Below are 16,141 nucleotides of genomic sequence, written 5' to 3'. Positions count from 1 at the left end.
CGGCGGGCGTGCGATCTCAGCGCATCTCTTCCGCCGGGGTGACGCCGAGGATACCAAGACCTGCGGAAATGACAACGGCGGAGGCGCGGGCGAGCGCGAGGCGCGCGGTGCTGCCCGCGGGGTCATCCTCCTGCAGGAAGCGCAGCGCCGGCTCGTCGTGGCCGCGGTTCCAGAGCGCGTGCAGCTCGCTCGCCAGGTCGTAGAGGTAGAAGGCGACGCGGTGCGGCTCGCAGCTTCGGCCCGCGATCTCGACGAGGCGCGGCCACTCGGCGATCTTCCGGGCGAGCGCGAGCTCCGCCTCGTGCCCGAGCGCCGAGAGATCGGCGCCCCGCAGCGCCGCGTCCGAGGCCGGCAGCCCCGCCGCCTCCGCCTTGCGCAGGAGCGAGCAGACGCGCGCATGGGCGTATTGCACGTAGAAGACGGGATTGTCCTTCGATTGCTCCAGCACCTTGTCGAAGTCGAAATCGAGCGGCGCGTCGTTCTTGCGGGTGAGCATGACGAAGCGGGTCACGTCCGGGCCCACCTCGTCGACCACGTCACGCAGCGTCACGAAGGTGCCCGCGCGCTTGGACATCTTGAAGGGTTCGCCGCCCTTGTAGAGCTTGACGAGCTGCATGAGCTTCACGTCGAGCGGCACCGCGTCCTGCGAGAGCGCGGCGACCGCGGCCTTCATCCGCTTGACGTAGCCGCCGTGGTCGGCGCCGAAGACGTCGATCAGCCAGTCGAAGCCGCGCTCCACCTTGTCGTAGTGATAGGCGATGTCGGGGGCGAAATAGGTCCAGCTTCCGTCCGATTTCATCACCGGGCGGTCCACGTCGTCGCCGTAGTCGGTCGAGCGGAAGAGCGTCTGCTCGCGCGGCTCCCAGTCCTCGGGGGTCTTGCCCTTGGGCGGCTCCAGCACGCCCTCGTAGAGGAGGCCCTTTTCGCGCAGGCTGTCGAGCGCCGCCTCGATCCGGCCGGTGCCGTAGAGCGACTTCTCGGAGAAGAAGACGTCCATCTCGACGCCGAGCGCCTTCAGGTCGTCGCGGATGAGCGCCATCATCGCGTCGGTGGCGAAGGCGCGCACCGGCGCGAGCCACTCGGCCTCGGGGCGGCCGACGTAGGCGTCGCCCACCTCGGCCTTCAGCGCCTCGCCCACGGGCACGAGGTAGTCGCCGGGATAGGTGCCGTCCTCGAAGGCGACCTCCTGCCCGTGCGCCTCAAGGTAGCGCAGGTAGACGGAGCGGGCGAGCACGTCGACCTGCGCGCCGCCGTCGTTGATGTAGTATTCGCGCGTGACGTCGTAGCCGGCGAAGTCCAGCAGGCGCGCCAGCGCGTCGCCGAAGACCGCGCCGCGGGTGTGGCCCACGTGCAGCGGCCCCGTCGGGTTGGCGGAGACGTATTCGACGTCCACCTTCAGCCCCTGCCCCAGCGCCGAGCGGCCGAAATCGCGCCCCTCGCCCAGCGCCGCGGCGAGCACGCCGTGCCAGGCGGACGGATCGAGGCGCAGGTTGATGAAGCCCGGCCCCGCCACCTCGGCCGTGGCCACGCGGGGATCGGCGGCGAGCCTGTCGGCGAGCGCCTCGGCGATCGCGCGCGGCTTCAGCCCCGCGGGCTTGGCGAGCACCATCGCCGCGTTGGTCGCCATGTCGCCGTGGGCGGGATCGCGCGGCGGCTCGACCGTGACGGCGGCGGTGTCGAGACCCGCCGGCAGCGTGCCGTCCGCGACCAGCGCGTCGAGCGCCGCGGCGACGGTTCCGTGCATCTCCGAAAAGAGGTTCATCGCGCTCCCCGCTGCAAGCTGCGCGGGGGTCTATCAGAGGCGGGCGGGTCGTCAAGACGCCCACCCCTGTTGCAGACAGGCGACGCATGCGCCGTCTTCGACACGCATGGTTGACGGCCTGCGGGGGTGACGCCCAATCTTTCAGCATCTTTTCACAGCTTTCGAGCTAAAAAAGAGCGAAAGGGGTCACCATGACCAGACAGCTCGCCCATATCCCGCTCACGCTCGCGACAGCCTGCCTGCTCGGCAGCACGGCGCTCGCCGGGTCGCCGAAGCCCGCGCCCGCTCCGGAGCCCGAGGTGATCGCGCCCGCGCCGCCCGCGACCCCCTGGGCCGGCCCGTTCCTCGGCGCGCAGATCGGCGCGGCGAGCGGGACCGCGGATCTGACGTTCGCCGCCGACGCGAGCGAGGATTTCGACATCGACGGCGGCTTCGCCGGGATCTACGGCGGCTACGACATCCAGAACGGCCCGATGGTCTTCGGCGTGGACGTCGCCTATAACGGCGCGGATATTTCCGGCGATACCGACGACATTGCCGGTTCAGATTTGCAGAGCGCCGAGGCCACGATCGAAACCTTCGGCGCCCTGCGCGGCCGGGTCGGCCGCACCTTCGACAACGTTCTGGTGTACGGCGCCGCCGGTTTCGCCTTCGGAACCGCGGAAGTCAGTGGCGTCAGCGGCTCCACCTCCTATGAAGACGACGACGTCTCCCTCAACGGCTGGACGGCCGGGATCGGCGCCCAGACCATGCTTAACGACAGCTGGGCCGTGCGGGGCGAGATCGCCTACACGGACTACGGCGAGGAGGACGTCGACTGGGCCGATTTCGCGCCGGAGGCCGACTTCGACATGACCACCGTCACGGTCGGGGTCGAACGCCGCTTCTGAGCCGGTCCGGCACGCGTCCGGCCCCGCCGCGTTCCAGCGCGGCGGGGCTTTCCGCGAGCATGCCCGAGGTCAGCGCGGCCCCCGGGTCTGATGACCGCCGGTGTCGGGCGGCGGCTCGAAGCGCGAAGCGATCTCGGCGAGGGCGAAGAGGCGGACGCTGTCGAGTTCCTCGGCGAGGCGCGGCAAACCGTTCTCGCGCGCGTAGGCCCTCAGGTCCTCCAGAACCTCGGGTATCCAGTCGTGCTGCATGGCGTCCCCCGGCGTGACTGCGGCGACGATCCTCGCCGGGGAGCCTATCACGTCGCCGCGCACCGGCATATCCGGTGCGCGGCCCGCGCACCGTCAGCCGCGGGCGTCGAGCGCGTCCTCGAAGGTGCGCAGCCCGGTGCGCGGCGCTTGCACGAGGACCGCCATGTTGCCGGGCTTGTGCTCGTTGCGCAGCATCTTCATGTGCGCCGCCGGCAGGTCGTCCCACGGAAAGACCTCGGACATGGTGGGGTCGAGCCGGCGCTCGAGCATCAGCTTGTTGGCCGCGCTCGCCTGCTTGAGGTTGGCGAAGTGGCTGCCCTGAAGCCGCTTCTGGTGGCTCCACATGTGGCGCACGTCGAAGGTGCAGTTGTAGCCGGTGGTGCCGGCGCAGATCACCACCATGCCGCCGCGCTTCACGACGAAGGTCGAGACCGGGAAGGTCGCCTCGCCCGGGTGCTCGAAGACCATGTCGACGTTCACGCCCTTGCCGGTGATCTCCCAGATCGCCTTGCCGAAGCGGCGCACCTCGGCGAACCATTCCTTGTACTCGGGGGTGTTCACCTCCGGCAGGCGGCCCCAGCAGTTGAAGTCCTTGCGGTTGAGGACGCCCTTCGCGCCGAGGCCCATGACGAAGTCGCGCTTGTCCTCGTCCGAGATCACGCCGATCGCGTTGGCGCCGGCGGTGTTGATGAGCTGGATCGCGAAGGAGCCGAGCCCGCCCGAGGCGCCCCAGACGAGCACGTTCTGCCCCGGCTTCAGCTCGTGCGGCTCGTGGCCGAAGAGCATGCGATAGGCCGTGGCGAGCGTCAGCGTGAAGCAGCCCGACTCCTCCCAGGTCAGGTGCTTCGGCCGCGGCATGAGCTGCTGCGCCTGCACGCGGGTGAACTGCGCGAAGGAGCCGTCGGGGCTCTCGTAGCCCCAGATGCGCTGGCTCGGTGAGAGCATCGGGTCGCCGCCGTTGCACTCCTCGTCGTCGCCGTCGTCCTGATTGCAGTGGACGACCACCTCGTCGCCGACCTTCCAGCGGGTGACCTTGTCCCCCACCTTCCAGACGATGCCCGCCGCGTCGGAGCCGATGATGGCGTAGGGCGCCTTGTGGCCGCGGAAGACGCTCGCCGGCTGGCCGAGGCAGGCCCACACGCCGTTGTAGTTGACGCCCGCGGCCATCACGAGGACAAGCACCTCGTTGCTGTCGATCTCGGGGGTGTCCACGACCTCCTTCTGCAGGGCCTGGTCGGGGTCGCCGTGGCGCTCCTCGCGCAGGACCCAGGCGTGCATCTTCGGCGGAACGTAGCCGAGGGGCGGCATCTCGCCCATCTCGTAGAGGTCCTTTTCCGGCGCCTCGTAGGGGGCGATGCCGGTGTCGGAATCAAGAGCCATGGGGGACCATCCTCGCCTTATCCTCGCGCCGCGCCGCGGAATCGCGCCCGGCGGGTCGGGCTTAGCGAGCGGCGCGCAACATTGCAACCGTCCGCGCGAGGGTGGTGAAACTTTATGACCGAGCACGCGCAGAAATCATTGCGCAGCCGCAGCATCCGGGGCGAGCCGATGCGCGAGCGAGCGCGCGTAATAGGCCAGGAGCGGCGCCTGCCCCGGCGCGGGGGCGAGGCGCCCCTCCCGCGCGACGACGATCCGGCGCGCGCGCAGCTGGCCCAGCGCCTGATCGAGCGCCGCCTCCCCGGCCGCCTCCTCCGCCCAGCCGGCGGCGAGCGCGCGGGCGCGCGCCCCGAGCTCGGCGCGCGTGAGCGGCCCCTCCGTGAGCAGGAGATGCGCGACGAGCGGCACGGGCACCGCCGGCACCGCGTCGGCGATCCGGCTCATCAGCGCCTCGGCCAGCGCCTCGGGCGCCGCGGAGCCCCCGGCCCGGACCCCGGCGAGCGAGACCGGCGTGCCGAAGCGCACCGCGGCCTCGCCGAAGCGGCGGTGCCGCCCACGCAACTTGAGCCAGAGCTGGCGCAGGATAAAGCCCGCGATCACATGCGGCCGCGCGCGGAAGCGCCGCGTTGCCGTCTCCGCCGCGCGTACGAGGAGGCGATCCTCCAACACCCGGTCGTAGTTCAGCCCCACGGGCACGAAGACGACGTCGCGCCCCCCGGTCTCCGCCTCGGCGATGTACTTCAGAAGGCCGACCTTCGGCGGGCGCAGCGCGCCGGTCAGGCTCAGCCCGCCCTCGGGGTAGATCGCCTGCGTCACGCCGCCCTCGGTGGCGAGGCGCACGTAGACCGCGAGCACCCGGCGATAGAGCATGTCGCCCTCCCGCCGGCGGATGAAGTAGCCGCCGAGCGCCCGGATCAGCCGCGAGACCGGCCAGATGCGCGCCCACTCCCCCACCGCGTAGGCGAGCGGCGTGGTCCCCGCGACGATATGCGTCAGCAGCACGTAGTCCATGTTGCTGCGGTGGTTCATCACGAAGACCACCGTCGCCTCCGGGTCGATCGCCGAGGTCACCTCCGCCCGCTCCACGCGCACGGCGTAGAGCGTCCCCGAGAGCCACCGCGCGAGGCGGATGGCGAGGCCGAAGTAGAGCGAGGCGGAGAAGGCCGGCACGATCTCGCGCGCGTAGCGCCGCGCCCGCTCGAAGGCGACGTTCTCCGGCACGCCCTCGGCCTCGGCGGTGGCGACGATGGCGCGGCTCACCTCCGGGTCGTAGATCAGCCGCTGGATCGTGTCGTGCCGCTCGGCGAGCTTGAAGGGGCGGATCGGCCGCTCCAGCCGTTCGTTGAGCTGCGCGACCGCGCGCTCCAGCCGGCGGCGGAAGAACCAGCGCACGGAGGGAAACAGGAAATGCGACGCGAAGGTCACCGCGGCGAAGGCGAGGATCAGCAGGAAAAGCCAGAGCGGCAGAGTGACCGAACCCGTCATGCGCGGACTGTCGCAATCGCCCGCGCCGCGGGCAAGCGAAAGACGCGCCCCGGGCACGCCGCGATGCAGCGAATTGACCGGGCAGATCGTTTCAAGTAGATGCCGGACAGCGCAACATTCTTGCCCACCCCGAGAGCGAGGCCCGAGAGATGACCGAGACGACGAAGGACCGCCCCTGGCTGATGCGGACGTATGCGGGCCATTCGACCGCCGAGGCGTCGAACGCCCTTTACCGGAAGAATCTCGCCAAGGGGCAGACCGGCCTTTCGGTGGCCTTCGACCTGCCCACGCAGACCGGCTACGACAGCGACCATGTCCTCGCCCGCGGCGAGGTCGGCAAGGTCGGCGTGCCGGTCGCGCATCTCGGCGACATGCGCACGCTCTTCGCCGAGATTCCGCTCGACCAGATGAACACCTCGATGACGATCAACGCGACGGCCCCCTGGCTGCTCGCGCTCTATGTCGCGGTTGCAGAAGAACAGGGCGCGGACACGTCCAAATTGCAGGGGACGGTGCAGAACGACATCATCAAGGAATACCTCTCGCGCGGGACGTACATGTGCCCGCCGAAACCCTCGCTCCGGCTCATCACCGACGTCGCCGCCTACTGCTACCGCGAGATTCCGAAATGGAATCCGATGAACGTCTGCTCCTACCACCTGCAGGAGGCCGGCGCGACGCCGGAACAGGAACTCGCCTTCGCGCTGGCCACGGCGACCGCGGTGCTCGACGATCTGCGCGGCAAGGTCCCGGAGGAGGATTTTCCCGTCCTCGTCGGGCGCATTTCCTTCTTCGTGAACGCGGGCATCCGCTTCGTCACCGAACTCTGCAAGATGCGCGCCTTCACCGAACTCTGGGACGAGATCTGCCGCGAGCGCTACGGCGTCGAGGATCCGAAGCTGCGCCGTTTCCGCTACGGCGTGCAGGTCAACTCCCTCGGCCTGACCGAACAGCAGCCCGAGAACAACGTCTACCGCATCCTGATCGAGATGCTCGCCGTGACGCTCTCCAAGAACGCGCGCGCGCGCGCGGTGCAATTGCCCGCCTGGAACGAGGCGCTCGGCCTGCCCCGGCCCTGGGATCAGCAGTGGTCGCTGCGGATGCAGCAGATCCTCGCCTACGAGACCGACCTTCTCGAATACGAGGATCTCTTCGACCGGAACCCCGCGGTCGAGACCAAGGTCGCCGAGCTCAAGGACGGCGCGCGCCACGAGCTCGCCACCATCGACGCGATGGGCGGCGCGGTCTCGGCGATCGAGCACATGAAGGCGCGCCTCGTGGACAGCAACGCCGAGCGCGTGGGCCGTATCGAGCGCGGCGAGACGGTAGTCGTCGGCGTCAACAAGTGGACGGAGGCCGAGCCCTCGCCGCTCATGGGCGAGGACGGCGGCATCATGGTCGTGGACGAGGCCGTCGAACAGGACCAGATCGACCGGCTGACCGCGTGGCGCGAAGCGCGCGACCCGGACGCCGTCCGGACTGCGCTGACGGAGCTGCGCGCCGCCGCCGCCGAGGGGCGCAACATCATGCCGCCCTCCATCGCCGCGGCGAAGGCCGGCGTGACCACCGGCGAATGGGCCGCCGAGATGCGCGCGGTCTTCGGCGAGTATCGCGCGCCGACCGGCGTCTCCTCCAGCCCGTCGAACCGCACCGAGGGCCTTGAGCCCATCCGCGACGCGGTGGACGCGGCGAGCGACCGGCTCGGCCGGCGACTGCGCTTCCTGATCGGCAAGCCGGGCCTCGACGGGCATTCCAACGGCGCGGAACAGATCGCCTTCCGCGCGCGCGATTGCGGGATGGAGATCGATTACGCGGGCATCCGCCTCACGCCGGAGGAAATCGTGCGCACCGCCCAAGAGGAGCGCCCACACGTCATCGGCCTTTCCATCCTGTCGGGGAGTCACATTCCGCTCGTCGAAGATGTGCTTCGTCGGATGCGCGCCGAGGGGATCGAGGACATTCCGGTCATCGTCGGCGGCATCATTCCCGAGGAAGACGCCAGCCGCCTGCGCGCGATGGGCGTGGCGCGGGTCTATACGCCGAAGGATTTCGAGCTGAACGCCATCATGATGGACGTGATCGAGCTCGCCGATCCGGGGGCGGTCGCCGCGCAATAATCCCGCCGATCGCCCGCGGCGGCGGCCGCCCCGCAATCATGACCCGACGGCATTGACCGCGCGCAATTCCGAATGAATTGCGCGCGGCTCTTGATATTTCCGCCGAAGACGCACATGACTGCGACAGGGAACGCAATAGTCGCGTCTATCCGGGAAAGGACAACACATGAAACCCGACCTCGAAAACATGTCCCGCGAGGAACTTCTGGAACTGCGCAGCGCCGTGGATCGCGCGCTCGAAAGCTGGGAAGCCCGGCGCAAGGCCGAGGCACTGAAAGCCGCCGAGGACGTCGCGCGCAATTACGGCTTTTCGCTGCATGAACTGAAAGACGTGGGCGGCAAGCGCACGAAAGGCGTGCCGCGCTACCGCAACCCGAACAACCCCAACCAGACCTGGACCGGCAAGGGCCGCAAGCCCCGCTGGGTGATCGAGGCGCTCGAGGCCGGCACGCCGCTCGAAAAGCTCGAGATCTGAGCGCGGCGCGATGGCGGAGACCGCACGCACCGTCCGCGTGACCGGCCGGGTGCAGGGCGTCTCCTTCCGCGCCTGGACGCAGGCCGAGGCGGAGGGGTTGGGTCTTTCCGGCTGGGTCCGCAACGCCGACGACGGCAGCGTGGAGGCCCACCTTCAGGGCGCGGCGGACGCGGTCGAGGCGATGCTGCGCCGTATCGGCGAGGGCCCGGCCGCCGCCCGCGTCGCGGACGTGCACGCCGCGCCGACGGAGCCGGACCCGGCCCTCTCCGGCTTCGCCATCCGGCGCTGAGAGGGGCCAACGCGCCCCGCAGGCCCCCAGAGCGGGCGCAGGGCGCACTCCCCTGCGAAGCCTGCCCTGCGCGGCCGAGCGCCGGCGCACGGCGCCCTTTCACCTCAGGCGCCGTGGCTCCGGTCGTAGGCGTTGCGCTCCGGCGGCGTCCAGCCGGCGAGCGCACCGTCGGCCGGTTCGAAGACCTGCACCACGAGCGGGTGACAGGCGGCGGCGTCGCTCGAATGCTCGGCCGAACAGTCGCCGCCCGGGCAGGCGCTGAGCGCGCCCAGCAGATCGATCTCGGCGAAGAAATCGAGGTGATCGCCCGGCCGCACCGGGCTCGCCTTCATGAAGTACTGCCCCGTCTCGCGGGTGAAGCCCGTGCACATGAAGACGTTGAGCACGTCGTGCACGTGGCCCTCCGCCTCCGCCGGCGAAAGCCCCGTCTCGGCGGCGAGCGCGCGCGTCAGGTTCGAGTGGCAGCAGTGGTGATAGGCGCCCCCTTCGGAGAGGAGGGCGTGCGTGTAGGGATCGCAGCGCGTGCCGATCACGTCGTGCACCCGCCCGCCGTAGGCATCCGTGCCGTACCAGTCGAGCGTGTCCTCCACGATGGTCGCCATCGGCCGGAGGTGGGGAAAGGCGCTCCACATCCGGTCGCCCGCCGTGAGATGCGTTCCGTGCAGCGCCCGCGTCTTGCCGGAGTAGAACCGCTCGGAGAGGTCGGCCGCGTTCCAGAGGTTCAGATCGCCCACCTGCGGCCCCTCGACGCTCAGGATGCGGAAGAGCTGGCCGCGCGGCACGCGGAAACACCGCCCCTCGCGCGGGGGGATGCGGACTTCGTCCACCTTGCGCGCCCCGGCCATGGCGGCGCGATAGAGAGGAAGGTCGGGGGCGGGCAAGCTGTCGTCGGGATAGGCGATCACGGGGGCGACGGCGCGGCGCACCTCGGCGTCGGCGGGGGCCGGTCGGGGCATGGGCGGGCTCCTTTCTCGGGCCCGCGCACCCTGCCCCGGCCGGCCGCCGGGGAAAAGCCCCGGATCAGGCCGCGTCCGGCAGGTCGTAGCCGCTGGGCACGGCGGGGGCGACGGGGCGCGGCGCGCTCTCGAAATAGGCCCAGGCCTCTTCCAGAAGCTGGAGCGCGCGGGCGGCGGTGTCGGCGTGGGCTTGGCGATGGTCGGTCATCAGGCTGCTCTTTCCGTTCGGGGGAGGTCCTCCCTGTCCCGGAAAATAGGCGCGCGCGTTCGGCATGGCATCGCATACGACTGCAGGGTCGGATTGCGCTGCGTGCAAGTTCCGCGACGGCAGCGCGGCGCTCAGGCGACGGCGAGGTGCCCGCCGAGGCCGAGCGCGACGCCCGCCACCGCGCCGAGCGGCGGCCGCCAGTGGCCCGGCGCGCGGGCCTGCGGCGCGATGTCCTGAAAGACGAGGTAGAGGATGCCGCCCGCCGCGGTCAGCATGATCGCGCCGAGCACCCCGGGCCAATCGGCGAGCACGAAGAGCCCGAGCGCCGCCGCCCCCGGCCCGACCGCCGCGAGCGCCGCGAAGATCGCGACCACCCGGTGCGGCGGTTGCCGGCGCGTCTCCTCGATCTCGTTGAAGGCGGCGTAGCCCTCGGGCAGGTTCTGCAGGAAGATGAGCCCGGCGAGCAGGATCGAGGTGCCCAGATCGACCGCCAGAAGCGCGCCCAGCGCCGCCGCCTCGGGCAGATAGTCGAGCAGCATCGCCATCAGCTGCGCGCCTGCGCCGCCCTGCGCCTCCACCGCGCGGTCGACGGCGAAGAAGATAAGCCCGCCGGCGAGGAAGCAGAGCACGGCGACCGCGCCCGGCAGCGCCTCCGCCCCGTCCGGCACGAGCACCAGCGCCACCGCCGAGAGGAGCGCGCCGCCCCCGAAGGCGGTGACGCCGTGGCGCAACTCCAGCGCGATCAGCGGGTCGTCGATGCGCTCGAGCCGCGCCGCCAGCGCGCCCAGCGGCATGGCGAGCCCGGCTCCGCCGGCGAGCAGGAGCGCGGGCCAGAGCGGCGCCGCGCCGTCCATCTCAGACGGCGCGCTCGACCATCATCTTCTTGATGTTGGCGATCGCCTTCGCCGGGTTCAGCCCCTTGGGGCAGGTCTTGGCGCAGTTCATGATCGTGTGGCAGCGGTAGAGCTTGAACGGGTCTTCCAGATCGTCCAGCCGCTCGCCCGTCGCCTCGTCTCGCGAATCGATGATCCAGCGGTAGGCGTGCAGGAGCGCCGCCGGCCCGAGATACTTGTCGCCGTTCCACCAGTAGGAGGGGCAGGCCGTCGAGCAGCAGGCGCACATGACGCATTCATAGAGCCCGTCGAGCTTCTCCCGGTCCTCGACCGACTGGCGCCACTCCTTGGCCGGCGTGTTGGTCTTGGTCTCGAGCCAGGGCATCACCGCTTCGTGCTGCGCGTAGAAGTGCGTCAGGTCGGGAATCAGGTCCTTGACCACCGGCATGTGCGGCAGGGGGTAGATCTTCACGTCGCCCTTGATCTCGTCCATGCCGTAGATGCAGGCGAGCGTGTTGATCCCGTCGATGTTCATCGCGCAGGAGCCGCAGATCCCCTCCCGGCAGGAGCGGCGGAAGGTCAGCGTCGGGTCGATCTCGTTCTTGATCTTGATGATCGCGTCGAGAACCATCGGCCCGCAGCTGTCCATGTCCACCCAGTAGGTGTCCACGCGCGGGTTCTCCCCGTCGTCCGGGTTCCAGCGGTAGATCTGGAACTTGCGGAGGTTCGTCGCGCCCTCCGGCTTCGGCCAGGTCTTGCCGGTGCGGATCTTCGAGTTCTTCGGGAGCGTGAATTGAACCATCTCGGTCGCCTCCTCAGTAGACCCGCGCCTTGGGCTTGATGCGCTCGAGGTCGATGCCGCCCTCGTTGTGGCCCATAAGCGGGTTCAGGTGCACGGGGCGGTAGTCGAGCTCGACCTTGCCGTTTACCCGGGCGAGAGTGTGCACGCGCCAGTTCTCGTCGTCGCGGTCGGGGTGATCCTCGTGCGCGTGGGCGCCGCGGCTCTCCTTGCGGGCCTCGGCGCCGGCGATGGTGGCGAGCGCGTTGGGCATCAGGTTGGTGAGCTCCAGCGTCTCCATCAGGTCCGAGTTCCAGATGAGCGAGCGGTCGGTGACCGAGAGGTCGTCGAGCTTGCCCGCGATGGAGTTCATCCGCTCGAGGCCCTTGGCGAGCGTCTCCTCCGTGCGGAAGACGGCCGCGTCCTCCTGCATGGTTTTCTGCATCTCGAGGCGCAGCTCGGCCGTCGGCGTGCCGCCCTTGGCGTGGCGGATGCTGTCGAAGCGGTCGAGCGCCTTCTCGATCGCGGCCTTCTTGGGCGTGGGCACCGGCGCGTCGCGGTCCACCACCTTGCCGGCGCGGATCGCGGCGGCGCGGCCGAAGACCACGAGGTCGATCAGCGAGTTGGAGCCGAGGCGGTTGGCGCCGTGCACGCTCGCGCAGCCGGCCTCGCCCACGGCCATGAGGCCCGGCGCGACGCGGTCCGGGTCGTCCTCCGTGGGGTTGAGCACCTCGCCCCAGTAGTTCGTGGGGATGCCGCCCATGTTGTAGTGCACTGTCGGCAGCACCGGGATCGGCTCCTTGGTGACGTCCACGCCGGCGAAGATGCGCGCGGATTCGGAGATCCCCGGCAGCCGTTCGGCCAGCGTCTCGGGCGGGAGGTGGTTGAGGTGCAGGTGGATGTGATCCTTGTTCGGGCCGACGCCGCGGCCCTCGCGGATCTCCACCGTCATGCAGCGCGAGACCACGTCGCGCGAGGCGAGGTCCTTGTAGGTGGGCGCGTAGCGCTCCATGAAGCGCTCGCCCTCGGAGTTGGTGAGGTAGCCCCCCTCGCCGCGCGCGCCCTCGGTGATGAGGCAGCCGGAGCCGTAGATGCCCGTCGGGTGGAACTGCACGAACTCCATGTCCTGCAGCGGCAGGCCCGCGCGCGCGATCATGCCGCCGCCGTCGCCGGTGCAGGTATGCGCCGAGGTCGCCGAGAAATAGGCGCGGCCGTAGCCACCGGTGGCGAGCACCACCATCTTGGCCGAGAAGACGTGCAGCGTGCCGTCGTCGAGCTTCCAGCAGAGGACGCCCTCGCAGCGGCCGTCGTCGCCCATCAGCAGGTCGATGGCGAAGTATTCGATGAAGAACTCCGCCTTCTGCTTGAGGCTCTGCCCGTAGAGCGTGTGCAGGATCGCGTGGCCCGTGCGGTCGGCGGCGGCGGCGGTGCGCTGCACCGGCGGGCCCTCGCCGAACTCGGTCGTGTGGCCGCCGAAGGGGCGCTGATAGATGCGCCCGTCCTCGGTGCGCGAGAAGGGCACGCCGTAGTGCTCGAGCTCGTAGACGGCCTGCGGCGCCTCGCGCGAGAGATACTCCATCGCGTCCACGTCGCCGAGCCAGTCGGAGCCCTTCACCGTGTCGTACATGTGCCACTGCCAGTGGTCGGGGCCCATGTTGCCGAGCGAGGCGGCGATGCCGCCCTGCGCGGCGACGGTGTGCGAGCGCGTCGGGAACACCTTGGTCACGCAGGCGGTGCGCAGCCCCTGCTCGGCCATGCCGAGCGTCGCGCGCAGGCCGGAGCCCCCGGCGCCGACAACCACCACGTCGTAGTCGTGCGTCTCGTATTCGTATGCGGCCATCTCGGTCTCCGGTCTCTCAGAGGGCGATCTTCGCCACGGCGAAGACGCCCGTCGCGGCGGCGGCGTAGCTCAGGCAGATCATTGCCACGATCAGCACCTTCTCGAGCAGGCCGTGGACATAATCCTCGATCATCGTCTGTACGCCGCCGCGGAAATGGATGAAGCCCACGAGGAACGTGAGGATCGCCACGATCGCCGGGAAGGGGCGCTGGTAGTAGGCGATCACCTCCTCGTGGGTGCCGCCCAGCGCCTGCCCGAAGGTGAAGACGAAGGCGGGGATCAGCACGATCAGTCCCACGGAGGTGACGATCATGCTCCAGTGATGCTCGGTCCCGGATTTCGCGGAGCCGAGACCCTGGGCGCGCTTGCGAGCGGTCAGGATGTTCATCGCGGCCTCCCTCAGATCACGAGAACGGTGAAGAGCGTCAGCAGCACCGAGCCGCCGATCATGATGTAACCCATGGTGTAGCTCGACTTCAGGTCGAGGCCACGGCCCGAGTCCCAGATCAGGTGCCGGATGCCGCCGAGCGTGTGATACCAGAGCGCCCAGAGCGACAGGAACAGCACCAGATCGCCGAACCAGCTGCGCAGCACGGCGTCGGCGGTGGCGAAATACTCCGGGCCCGTCGCGGCGGCGAGCAGCCACCACACCACGAGAAGCGCCGCCACGATCAGCGCGTTGCCGGTGATGCGCACGAGGATCGACGTCACCGAGGTCAGCTGCGGGCGGTATACCTGAAGATGGGGCGAGAGCGGGCGGTCGCCCCGGTTCACGTCGGCCATTGCAGGGTCCTTTCGGTCTCTCGGGACGTGATAGCGCATTTCGCGGCGCTGTCACCCCGTCGATTGCCACGTTCGGGGGCGATTCTGCGCCTGATGCGCGCTTTCGGCGTCATTTGTGATCACAGCTTTCGCAAATGCGATCACAAATCGGCATGGGCCGCGCGCGACGGCGGGCGGACTTCGCGGACGCGTCGGGCCGCTTTGCGATCCACGGCGCCGACCGGGCCGCCCTGGGACCGCGACGCGCCCCCGACGGCCTGTAATCACGAGAGTGGCCGCCGCTCACACCGGCATCAGCGCCCAGTAGTCGAGGTCGAGCAGCACGTGCGGCAGGTGCTTGCCGTCCTCGCCCTTGAGCGTGAAGGGCTCGCCCCCCTTGGTCGCCACGAGGCGCAGCCGGATCGCGCCGACGCCCGGCGCGGCCGTCTCGGCCTTGTCCAGCACCTCGGACCAGGCGCGCACCGTGTCGCCGGCAAAGCAGGGGTTGGCGTGCGCGCCCGCGTTGATGCCCGCGATCATCTGCGCGTTGGCGAGGCCGTTGAAGCTGAGCGCGCGGGCCATGCTGATGACGTGACCGCCGTAGATCAGCCGCTTGCCATCGGGGCGGGGAGTCGCGTCAAAATGCGTCTTGGAGGTATTCTGCCAGAGGCGCGTGGCCATCATGTGCTCGGCCTCTTCGAGCGTGACGCCATCCACGTGGTCGATCACCTCGCCCACCTCGTAGTCCGCGAGGCGGTGCGGCTCACCCGCGAGGCCGAAGTCGTACTGCGTGAAATCAAGCCCCGCGGGGATCACGAGATCCCCGGGCGCGACATGCGGCGCGAGATCGGGGACCACCGCCTCAGGCGCAGGGGCCTCCGGGTCGCGCTTGCGCACCATGACCCAGCGCTTGAACTCCATCACCGGCAGCCCGTGCTGGTTGAAGCCCGTGGTGCGCACGTAGACGACGCCCGTCTTGCCGGAGCTGTTCTGCTTGAGCCCGATCACCTCGGACGAGGCGCGCAGGGTATCGCCCGCGTAAACGGGGCGCAGCCAGCGCGCCTCGGCATAGCCGAGGTTCGCCACCGCGTTGAGGGAGACGTCGGGCACTGACTTCCCGAAGACCACGTGAAAGGCCATCAGATCGTCCACCGGGCTCGCCGGCAGGCCGCAGACCCGCGCGAACTCGTCCGAGGAATAGAGCGCGTGCCGCGCCGGGTAGAGCGCGTGATAGAGCGCCCGCTCCCCGCCCGAGATCGTGCGCGGCACGGCGTGCGGGATCACCTCCCCCACCGTGTAGTCCTCGAAGAAACGGCCGGGGTTGGTCTTGATCCGGGTGTCCCTGGGCATCGTCACAGCTCTCCAAGCTTCAGATCGGGGTGATACTCCCCCGCCACCTCCTTCACGACGGCCTGCCCGCAGCGCATCACGCCGTTGCCGGCGTCATAGGCATAGGTCGGATCGCCGTGGAGCTCCCAGCCCGCGTTCAGCGCTGCGGTCACCTTGTGGCAGAAGGCCGAGGTGTCGTCGGCCGAGAGGAAGCGATAAAGCCGCATGATCTCACCCGAAGGCCGGATAGCCGAACCAGTAGTGCACCCAGGCGATCAGCCCGTAGACGACCAGCGTGCCGACGACGGCGCCGATCTCCTTGCCCATGGAGGCGGGCGCCGGCGGCGCGGGGCGCGCGGTCTGGCGGTTGATGAGCACGACTTCCGCCACGGCCCAGGCCAGAAGCCCGCCGAAGAGCACGAAGGAGGCGAGATCGCCGTTCACGATCAGGTGCCCGATCGCCCAGGTCTTGACCGCGGTGAGCTGCGGATGCCGGATATAGGCGGTGATCCGCGTCTTCATGCCCGAGGCGGCGAAGAGATAGACCGCCAGCAGGTTGAAGAGGTTGTTGATCCCCACCGTCGCCGGGTGCCGCCCCCACCAGACCGGGCCATAGGCGTCGCGGTAGCCGAAATACATCAGCGCCACCGACGCGAGCACCAGCACCGCGACGAGGAGCTTGCCCCGGTCGCCCATGCCCGCCCGCGCCTCGGGCGCGACGCGCTTGAAAAGATGCGCCCCCGTCCAGAGGACGAGGCCCGCCACCAGAAGAACCCATCCCATCGCCTGTA

General features: G+C 69.7%; 18 protein-coding genes. 4 read left to right on the top strand and 14 right to left on the bottom strand.

The annotated features are described in order from the left end of the window. Positions 1-16: 16 nt before the first annotated feature. Positions 17-1,762, bottom strand: coding sequence for an arginine--tRNA ligase (gene argS, locus DRV84_RS05665; RefSeq protein ID WP_115978905.1), 1,746 nt, complete (start codon positions 1,760-1,762; stop codon positions 17-19). A 191-nt stretch (positions 1,763-1,953) separates the two neighbouring features. Between argS and DRV84_RS05660 the strand changes: the two genes are divergently transcribed. After that, the gene (locus DRV84_RS05660) at positions 1,954-2,652 is read left to right on the top strand and encodes an outer membrane protein (RefSeq protein ID WP_115978904.1); all 699 of its coding nucleotides are present in this window, start codon (positions 1,954-1,956) and stop codon (positions 2,650-2,652) included. A gap of 69 nt (positions 2,653-2,721) precedes the next feature. On the opposite strand, the gene DRV84_RS05655 is transcribed toward DRV84_RS05660, so the two are convergent. From DRV84_RS05655 to DRV84_RS05645, 3 genes are all read right to left on the bottom strand, one after another. Then, positions 2,722-2,952 carry a hypothetical protein gene (locus DRV84_RS05655; RefSeq protein WP_158547752.1) on the bottom strand — a complete coding sequence of 77 codons (231 nt, stop codon included), beginning with the start codon at positions 2,950-2,952 and terminating at the stop codon, positions 2,722-2,724. A gap of 42 nt (positions 2,953-2,994) precedes the next feature. Continuing rightward, positions 2,995-4,281, bottom strand: coding sequence for a crotonyl-CoA carboxylase/reductase (gene ccrA / locus DRV84_RS05650; protein WP_115978902.1), 1,287 nt, complete (start codon positions 4,279-4,281; stop codon positions 2,995-2,997). A 135-nt stretch (positions 4,282-4,416) separates the two neighbouring features. Next, entirely contained in the window at positions 4,417-5,763 is a 1,347-nt protein-coding gene (locus DRV84_RS05645) for a 1-acyl-sn-glycerol-3-phosphate acyltransferase (protein WP_115978901.1), read from the bottom strand. A gap of 149 nt (positions 5,764-5,912) precedes the next feature. On the opposite strand from DRV84_RS05645, the gene DRV84_RS05640 reads away from it, so the two are divergent. The 3 genes from DRV84_RS05640 (at position 5,913) to DRV84_RS05630 (ending at position 8,644) form a co-directional block, all read left to right on the top strand. Next, positions 5,913-7,880, top strand: coding sequence for a methylmalonyl-CoA mutase family protein (locus DRV84_RS05640; protein ID WP_115978900.1), 1,968 nt, complete (start codon positions 5,913-5,915; stop codon positions 7,878-7,880). 166 nt (positions 7,881-8,046) lie between these two features. Further along, on the top strand, positions 8,047-8,355 hold the full coding sequence (locus tag DRV84_RS05635; protein ID WP_115978899.1) for an H-NS histone family protein: 309 nt from the start codon (positions 8,047-8,049) through the stop codon (positions 8,353-8,355). 10 nt (positions 8,356-8,365) lie between these two features. Then, positions 8,366-8,644, top strand: a complete 279-nt coding sequence (locus DRV84_RS05630; RefSeq protein WP_115978898.1) for an acylphosphatase — start codon at positions 8,366-8,368, stop codon at positions 8,642-8,644. A gap of 104 nt (positions 8,645-8,748) precedes the next feature. Here the strand turns inward: DRV84_RS05630 and DRV84_RS05625 are convergent, their stop codons facing one another. From DRV84_RS05625 to DRV84_RS05585, 10 genes are all read right to left on the bottom strand, one after another. Beyond that, entirely contained in the window at positions 8,749-9,600 is an 852-nt protein-coding gene (locus DRV84_RS05625; RefSeq protein ID WP_115978897.1) for an urea carboxylase-associated family protein, read from the bottom strand. A gap of 64 nt (positions 9,601-9,664) precedes the next feature. After that, positions 9,665-9,808, bottom strand: a complete 144-nt coding sequence (locus DRV84_RS15570; RefSeq protein WP_158547750.1) for a hypothetical protein — start codon at positions 9,806-9,808, stop codon at positions 9,665-9,667. A gap of 131 nt (positions 9,809-9,939) precedes the next feature. Next, positions 9,940-10,662 (bottom strand): ZIP family metal transporter, encoded by a 723-nt coding sequence (locus DRV84_RS05620; protein WP_115978896.1) that lies wholly within the window; start codon positions 10,660-10,662, stop codon positions 9,940-9,942. Between the two features lies 1 nt (position 10,663). Continuing rightward, entirely contained in the window at positions 10,664-11,443 is a 780-nt protein-coding gene (locus tag DRV84_RS05615) for a succinate dehydrogenase iron-sulfur subunit (protein WP_115978895.1), read from the bottom strand. Between the two features lie 13 nt (positions 11,444-11,456). Continuing rightward, positions 11,457-13,259 (bottom strand): succinate dehydrogenase flavoprotein subunit, encoded by a 1,803-nt coding sequence (gene sdhA, locus DRV84_RS05610; protein ID WP_115978894.1) that lies wholly within the window; start codon positions 13,257-13,259, stop codon positions 11,457-11,459. Between the two features lie 16 nt (positions 13,260-13,275). After that, positions 13,276-13,647 carry a succinate dehydrogenase, hydrophobic membrane anchor protein gene (gene sdhD, locus DRV84_RS05605; RefSeq protein ID WP_115978893.1) on the bottom strand — a complete coding sequence of 124 codons (372 nt, stop codon included), beginning with the start codon at positions 13,645-13,647 and terminating at the stop codon, positions 13,276-13,278. An 11-nt stretch (positions 13,648-13,658) separates the two neighbouring features. Next, the gene (sdhC, locus tag DRV84_RS05600; protein WP_115978892.1) at positions 13,659-14,042 is read right to left on the bottom strand and encodes a succinate dehydrogenase, cytochrome b556 subunit; all 384 of its coding nucleotides are present in this window, start codon (positions 14,040-14,042) and stop codon (positions 13,659-13,661) included. Between the two features lie 282 nt (positions 14,043-14,324). Further along, positions 14,325-15,371, bottom strand: coding sequence for a MaoC family dehydratase (locus DRV84_RS05595; RefSeq protein WP_115978891.1), 1,047 nt, complete (start codon positions 15,369-15,371; stop codon positions 14,325-14,327). A 2-nt stretch (positions 15,372-15,373) separates the two neighbouring features. Next, positions 15,374-15,577, bottom strand: a complete 204-nt coding sequence (locus DRV84_RS05590; protein WP_115978890.1) for a DUF1737 domain-containing protein — start codon at positions 15,575-15,577, stop codon at positions 15,374-15,376. A gap of 4 nt (positions 15,578-15,581) precedes the next feature. After that, positions 15,582-16,133: an NnrU family protein gene (locus DRV84_RS05585; RefSeq protein WP_115978889.1), complete on the bottom strand. Its 552-nt coding sequence runs from the start codon at positions 16,131-16,133 to the stop codon at positions 15,582-15,584. Positions 16,134-16,141: the final 8 nt, after the last annotated feature.

It is taken from the genome of Rhodosalinus sediminis, from assembly GCF_003385555.1.
GTDB lineage: Bacteria > Pseudomonadota > Alphaproteobacteria > Rhodobacterales > Rhodobacteraceae > Rhodosalinus > Rhodosalinus sediminis.
This window is presented reverse-complemented; position numbering and strand designations above follow the sequence as displayed.

What these genes read in the sequence shown, in the direction of transcription:
- sdhD (WP_115978893.1), bottom strand. Translation starts at nt 13,647, where the DNA reads ATGAACATCCTGACCGCTCGCAAGCGCGCCCAGGGTCTCGGCTCCGCG.
- DRV84_RS05660 (WP_115978904.1), top strand. Translation starts at nt 1,954, where the DNA reads ATGACCAGACAGCTCGCCCATATCCCGCTCACGCTCGCGACAGCCTGC.
- DRV84_RS05645 (WP_115978901.1), bottom strand. Translation starts at nt 5,763, where the DNA reads ATGACGGGTTCGGTCACTCTGCCGCTCTGGCTTTTCCTGCTGATCCTC.
- DRV84_RS05625 (WP_115978897.1), bottom strand. Translation starts at nt 9,600, where the DNA reads ATGCCCCGACCGGCCCCCGCCGACGCCGAGGTGCGCCGCGCCGTCGCC.
- DRV84_RS05615 (WP_115978895.1), bottom strand. Translation starts at nt 11,443, where the DNA reads ATGGTTCAATTCACGCTCCCGAAGAACTCGAAGATCCGCACCGGCAAG.
- ccrA (WP_115978902.1), bottom strand. Translation starts at nt 4,281, where the DNA reads ATGGCTCTTGATTCCGACACCGGCATCGCCCCCTACGAGGCGCCGGAA.
- DRV84_RS15570 (WP_158547750.1), bottom strand. Translation starts at nt 9,808, where the DNA reads ATGACCGACCATCGCCAAGCCCACGCCGACACCGCCGCCCGCGCGCTC.
- DRV84_RS05590 (WP_115978890.1), bottom strand. Translation starts at nt 15,577, where the DNA reads ATGCGGCTTTATCGCTTCCTCTCGGCCGACGACACCTCGGCCTTCTGC.
- DRV84_RS05635 (WP_115978899.1), top strand. Translation starts at nt 8,047, where the DNA reads ATGAAACCCGACCTCGAAAACATGTCCCGCGAGGAACTTCTGGAACTG.
- argS (WP_115978905.1), bottom strand. Translation starts at nt 1,762, where the DNA reads ATGAACCTCTTTTCGGAGATGCACGGAACCGTCGCCGCGGCGCTCGAC.
- DRV84_RS05630 (WP_115978898.1), top strand. Translation starts at nt 8,366, where the DNA reads ATGGCGGAGACCGCACGCACCGTCCGCGTGACCGGCCGGGTGCAGGGC.
- DRV84_RS05640 (WP_115978900.1), top strand. Translation starts at nt 5,913, where the DNA reads ATGACCGAGACGACGAAGGACCGCCCCTGGCTGATGCGGACGTATGCG.
- DRV84_RS05620 (WP_115978896.1), bottom strand. Translation starts at nt 10,662, where the DNA reads ATGGACGGCGCGGCGCCGCTCTGGCCCGCGCTCCTGCTCGCCGGCGGA.
- sdhC (WP_115978892.1), bottom strand. Translation starts at nt 14,042, where the DNA reads ATGGCCGACGTGAACCGGGGCGACCGCCCGCTCTCGCCCCATCTTCAG.
- DRV84_RS05595 (WP_115978891.1), bottom strand. Translation starts at nt 15,371, where the DNA reads ATGCCCAGGGACACCCGGATCAAGACCAACCCCGGCCGTTTCTTCGAG.
- sdhA (WP_115978894.1), bottom strand. Translation starts at nt 13,259, where the DNA reads ATGGCCGCATACGAATACGAGACGCACGACTACGACGTGGTGGTTGTC.
- DRV84_RS05585 (WP_115978889.1), bottom strand. Translation starts at nt 16,133, where the DNA reads ATGGGATGGGTTCTTCTGGTGGCGGGCCTCGTCCTCTGGACGGGGGCG.